3 protein-coding genes are annotated in these 5,034 nt (G+C 59.7%); all 3 read left to right on the forward strand.

Translation table 11 applies throughout. The features are described from left to right. The first annotated feature begins 271 nt into the window (after window positions 1–271). The 3 genes from IJL83_06160 (at window position 272) to IJL83_06170 (ending at window position 4,809) form a co-directional block, all read left to right on the forward strand. Window positions 272–2,443, forward strand: coding sequence for a hypothetical protein (locus tag IJL83_06160; GenBank protein ID MBQ6553179.1), 2,172 nt, complete (start codon window positions 272–274; stop codon window positions 2,441–2,443). Between the two features lie 56 nt (window positions 2,444–2,499). After that, a complete protein-coding gene (locus IJL83_06165; GenBank protein MBQ6553180.1) occupies window positions 2,500–3,663 on the forward strand; it encodes a hypothetical protein in 1,164 nt (387 codons plus the stop codon). A 69-nt stretch (window positions 3,664–3,732) separates the two neighbouring features. Beyond that, window positions 3,733–4,809 (forward strand): DNA replication/repair protein RecF, encoded by a 1,077-nt coding sequence (locus tag IJL83_06170; protein MBQ6553181.1) that lies wholly within the window; start codon window positions 3,733–3,735, stop codon window positions 4,807–4,809. The last annotated feature ends 225 nt before the right edge of the window (window positions 4,810–5,034 follow it).

The following is a 5,034-nucleotide window of genomic DNA, read 5'->3' on the forward strand; positions in this document are numbered from 1 at the left end:
AGCTAAATTGACGGCTGACGCCGTCAGCTAAATTTGCGGCTGCGCCGCAAGCTTAAGGAACAAATCGGCTGCGCCGATTTGAATAATTCAAATTGCCTGCGGCAATTTGTTCGTCAGCTGATGCGAAGCATCAATTTAGCTATCGCGAAGCGATAATTCAGCTGACGCGAAGCGTCAATTTAGCTCACGCCGAAGGCGTGAATTTAGCTTCGTTGAGCCGATAGGCGAACGATTTCACTCCGGGCAAAGCGAGCCGGAAGGGAGTATGTTTATGGATAAAATATGCAAAAACTGCGGGAGTCCGATGCCCGCCGAAGCGAAGTTCTGCACCGAGTGCGGAAACAGCGAGTTCGTCGGGCAGGCGGCGGAGCCGGTCGACGCTCTGCGCGAGGCGGGGGATTCCTCGCTTGCGCTCGGAATGACAGGCGCGCAGCAGGCGGGCGACGCTCTGCGCGGGGCGGGGGATAACGCCGCCTACGGCGGCTACACCTCATCCGTCACGGGCGCCGGCGCGCCCGCGACACCTTCCCCTCAAGGGGAAGGCTTTGCGCAGCAGCCCTACGGGCAGCAGCAGTATCAGCAGCCCTACGGGCAGCAGCAGTATCAGCAGCCCTACGGGCAGCAGCAATACCCCCAACAGCAGAGCAACGCCGCCTTCGGCGGCTGCACCTCATCCGACGCGACCGCCGGCGCGTTCGCGCCACCTTCCCCTCAAGGGGAAGGCATTGCGCAACCCTACGGACAGCCCTACGGTGTGCCTTACGGCGCGCCCTACGGTGCGCCCGCGCCGAAGAAGAGCAAAAAGGGAATGTGGATCGCGATAATCGCGATAATCCTCGTCCTCGGGCTGGCGGCGGTCGCGCTCTTCGTCTGGCCGGGCTTCCTGACGGGCAAAAAGTCCGTCGACGGCGAATGGGTGAACGACAGAAGCGGCTTCACGGTCGAGTTCAAGGGCGACAAGGCGACCGTCCGCAACGACGTGAGCGAGGACGCGACCGAGTATTCCGTCGCTCGCGACGGCGACAAGCTCAAGCTTACGAGCGGCGACGACGTGCTCGAATATATCTTCAAGGTCGTCGGCGACGCGCTTACGCTCTACTATCAGGAGGACGGCGTTTCCTTCCCCGAGGCGTACACGCGCAAGGGCGCGGAGACCCCCGCCGGGCGCGAGATCGTCGGCAGATGGGCGAGCGATTCGGTCAAGGATTTCATCGTTGACGACGGCGCCATCACCGAGATCTCCTACGACGACGTCAAGACCACCTACACCTACGAGATCGAGGATAACAAGCTCAAAGTCACCCCCGACGACGCGGCTTCCGAGCCCTTCGTCCGCACCTTCGAGGTCGTCGACGGCAGGTTCAAGCTCTACGACGAGGACGGCGAGGAGACGATGAACTTCCGCCAGAAGGGCGGCTCCGAACTCGCGCAGAAGGCGGTCTACGGCGACCTCATCGGCACGTGGGATAACGGCTACGGCGGCGAGATCGTCATCGACGGCGACCGCCTCCGCGGCGCGAACGGCCGCGATTATTCGCTGAAGCTCGAGGGCGATATCTTCACCGTCTACGTCCCCGACAGCGACGATACCGAGAGCTACCGCTACGAGCTGGACGGCGACGTGCTCAAGCTCTACAACGTCGACAGCGGCGAGCTCGAGGCGACGCTCACCCGCAAGGGCGGCTCCGGAACGGAAAGCGGGTTCGACTCCGCGATAGTCGGCAGCTGGGTCGATCAGGTCGGCACGAAGCTCGTCATCGGCGAGGACGGCTCCGCGGAATTCGACGGCAAGGGCGTTACCCTCACCGCGAAGGACGGCAGGATGGTCTGGACGAACGACAACGACGGCGCTTCTTACAACTATACTTATAAGCTCGAGGACGGCAAGCTGATCATACACGATCCCAACGAAAACGTCACCTGGACCTACACCCGCGACGAAGCGAAGACGGCGGGGACGGTCGATCCATACCTCCTCGGCTACTGGAAGGACGACGACGGCGACCTGCTGACGATCTACGCCAACGGCACCGCCACCTATATCGACGACGAGATCATCTACATCTCCGCCGAGAACGGCAGGATGGTCTGGACCGAGGGCGGCGTGTCGGAGACCTACACCTACACGCTGAACGGCGACTTCATGACGCTTTACGACGAGTACGGCGCCGGCTTCGATTTCCACCGCGCGAGCGCGGAGACGGAGGCGGATACGCTTGACGGTACGTGGTACACCGACGGCGGCGGCCGTGTCGACATTAACGGCAGTACCTACACTACCGCAGACGGCACGCAGTACGTCATGGAGATAAACGGAGATGTTATGCGCCTGTATATCCCGCAGAGTGAAGAGGATTACTATATGCACTTCAAGCAGGAGGGCGACACGCTGACCTTCTATGACGATAACGGGAACGTTACGATAGTTTATCACAGAGATTAGGTAAGAGGGCCTTTTCTGCGCGCAGTAGCTCGTCTGTGGCATAGGAGGAGAAAATAATGAAAAGAATTATACGTATCATCTTGTGCGTACTGGCGTGCGTGATCTGCGCGACGGCGTTCGCGGGGTGCGCGAAAGAAGACGGACAGCCGGAAGTCAGAGACGGCGATAAAGACCTGGTCGGGAGATGGGTTAACGTCGATGGTGAAGATACATTAGTATTCAACGCCGACGGCACCGGGACGACTTTTCCCTCCGACGACACCGGGACGGATATGAGCACCCCGTTCAGGTACCAGTTTGCAGAGATTGAAGAGACGAAGTACCTGGTTATTAGGATCGGGGCTTCCGACGACATCTACTACACCTACTCGTTCGACGGCGACACGCTCACGCTCCACGATGAAGCTTACGGCGGCGACCTCGTCTATAAGCGCGAAGGAACGGCGCCCGCGCCGAAGGAAGGATCTGAACTGCTCGGCAAGTGGATCAGCGTCGACGATCCGGATATTTATTTCGACTTCAACGCCGACGGCACCCTCATATGGTGCGGCTACGATTCCACCTACAAAATGCGCAGTTCGCACAGCTTTGAAATGACGAACACCTTGGGCGTTACCCATCTCATATACAAGATCGACGGCGATACCCTCACCCTGCAGGATCCCTACAGCACTGCAGTTTATAACTACTACCGAGCGGAGGTTACGGAGCCGGAACTCGACGAGAGTATTATCGGCAGATGGGTGAGCGGAGGCGATAGAGAGTTTATTATCTTCGGAAATGGCGCCGCAGTTTATAACGGCAATCCCGTTGGTGTTTACACGCATGACGGCAAGTTCTACTTAGTAGACGATACGGACACGTATTATTACTACTACGGCGTAGAAGACGACGTCCTGACGATAACCGACGAAGAAGGCTTGCGTATCGTCTTCACGCGTCCGGTCGAGACGGTCACCCTTGAAGATCTCATCGGCGAATGGCGTACCGATGGCGATGACTTTATACGTATAACCTCGGACAGCAAGTTTTCCATGGGGTCCGGCGATGAGTATATGGTAGAAAATTACACGCTTGAACAATACGGGGAATATATAAGGGTATATATGCCGAATACCGATGATAACCTGATGTTCATGTTCAGTCTCTCGGGTGATACGCTGACATTTTTCGGTAGTGATGATATACCGGAATTTGTTTATCACAGGCAGCAGCAGTAAGGCGAAGCCCTCGGCGTTCGCCGAAGGCGTCAATTCATTGCATACCATATTTAACTATTAGATGGTCGTATGATAGCAAAATCCGTCACAATAAAAGATTTCCGCAACGTCGCGGCGGCGGAGCTGGAGTTCGACCCCGAGCTGACCGTGCTGCGCGGCGACAACGCCCAGGGCAAGACCAACATGCTCGAGGCGGTCTTCGTCGCGTCCTGGGGCAAGAGCTTCCGCGCTCAGCGCGAGAGCGACCTGATCCGCGAGGGCGCGGAGTCCGCCTCCGTCGACCTGCGCTTCGAGAGCGCCGGCAGGGAGCAGGAGATCGGCTTACGCTTCTTCCGCGACCCGCAGCGCAGGCGCGAGATCGAGATAAACGGCGTGCCGCAGAAGCGCGCCGGGGAGCTTTACGGGCGGTTCGCCGCCGTGCTCTTCGTGCCCGCGCACCTCGAGATAGTGCGCGGCTCGCCGGAGGAACGGCGCAGGTTTCTCGATATGGCGCTCGCGCGCGAGAAGCCCGCGGCGATCGGATTGATGAATAACTACAGGCGCGCGCTCGAACAGCGCAACCGCGTTTTGAAGGACGCGCGCATGTTCAGCGGGCTGGACGACCTGCTCTCCGCGTGGGACGGGCGTCTGGCGCAGCTCGGCGCGGAGCTTTCGCGTCAGCGCGCGGCGTTCTGCGCGCGGCTTTCGGAGTCCGCGCGGCGCATATACGCCGAGCTCGCGTCGGGCGAGGAGTTCGATGTCGGGTTCGAGTGCAGCGGCGGCGCGACCGAGGAGGAAGCGGCCGCGATGCTGAAAAAGACGCGCGCGGACGATCTGCGGGTCGGCTACACCACCTGCGGCGCGCACCGCGACGATATACGCATCTCCGTCGCCGGACGCGACGGGCGGCGGTTCGCTTCGCAGGGACAGCAGCGTTCCGCGGTCATCGCGCTGAAGCTCGCCGAGGCGGAGCTCCTGCGCGAAAGCGCCGGCGAGCCGCCGGTGCTCCTGCTCGACGACGTGCTCTCCGAGCTGGACGCGGGCAGGCGGGATTTCCTGCTTTCGCGCGTTGGCGGTATGCAGCGGATAGTTACCGCGTGCGACGCGAGCGAGTTTGAAGGCGGCGCGGTGTATCGCGTTCAAAGCGGGGGCTTTGAACGCGAGTGAAATTGCGGCTTTGCCGCAGCGAAATTGACGCTGACGCGTCAGCTAAATTATCGCTTCGCGATAGCTAAATTGCGCCTTCGGCGCAGCTAAATTGATGCTTCGCATCAGCTGACGAACAAATTGCCGCAGGCAATTTGAATTATTCAAATCGGCGCAGCCGATTTGTTCCTTAAGCTTGCGGCGCAGCCGCAAATTTAGCTGACGGCGTCAGCCGTCAATTTAGCT

The organism is Clostridia bacterium (assembly GCA_017438525.1).
In the GTDB taxonomy this organism is placed as follows: Bacteria; Bacillota; Clostridia; order Oscillospirales; family RGIG8002; genus RGIG8002.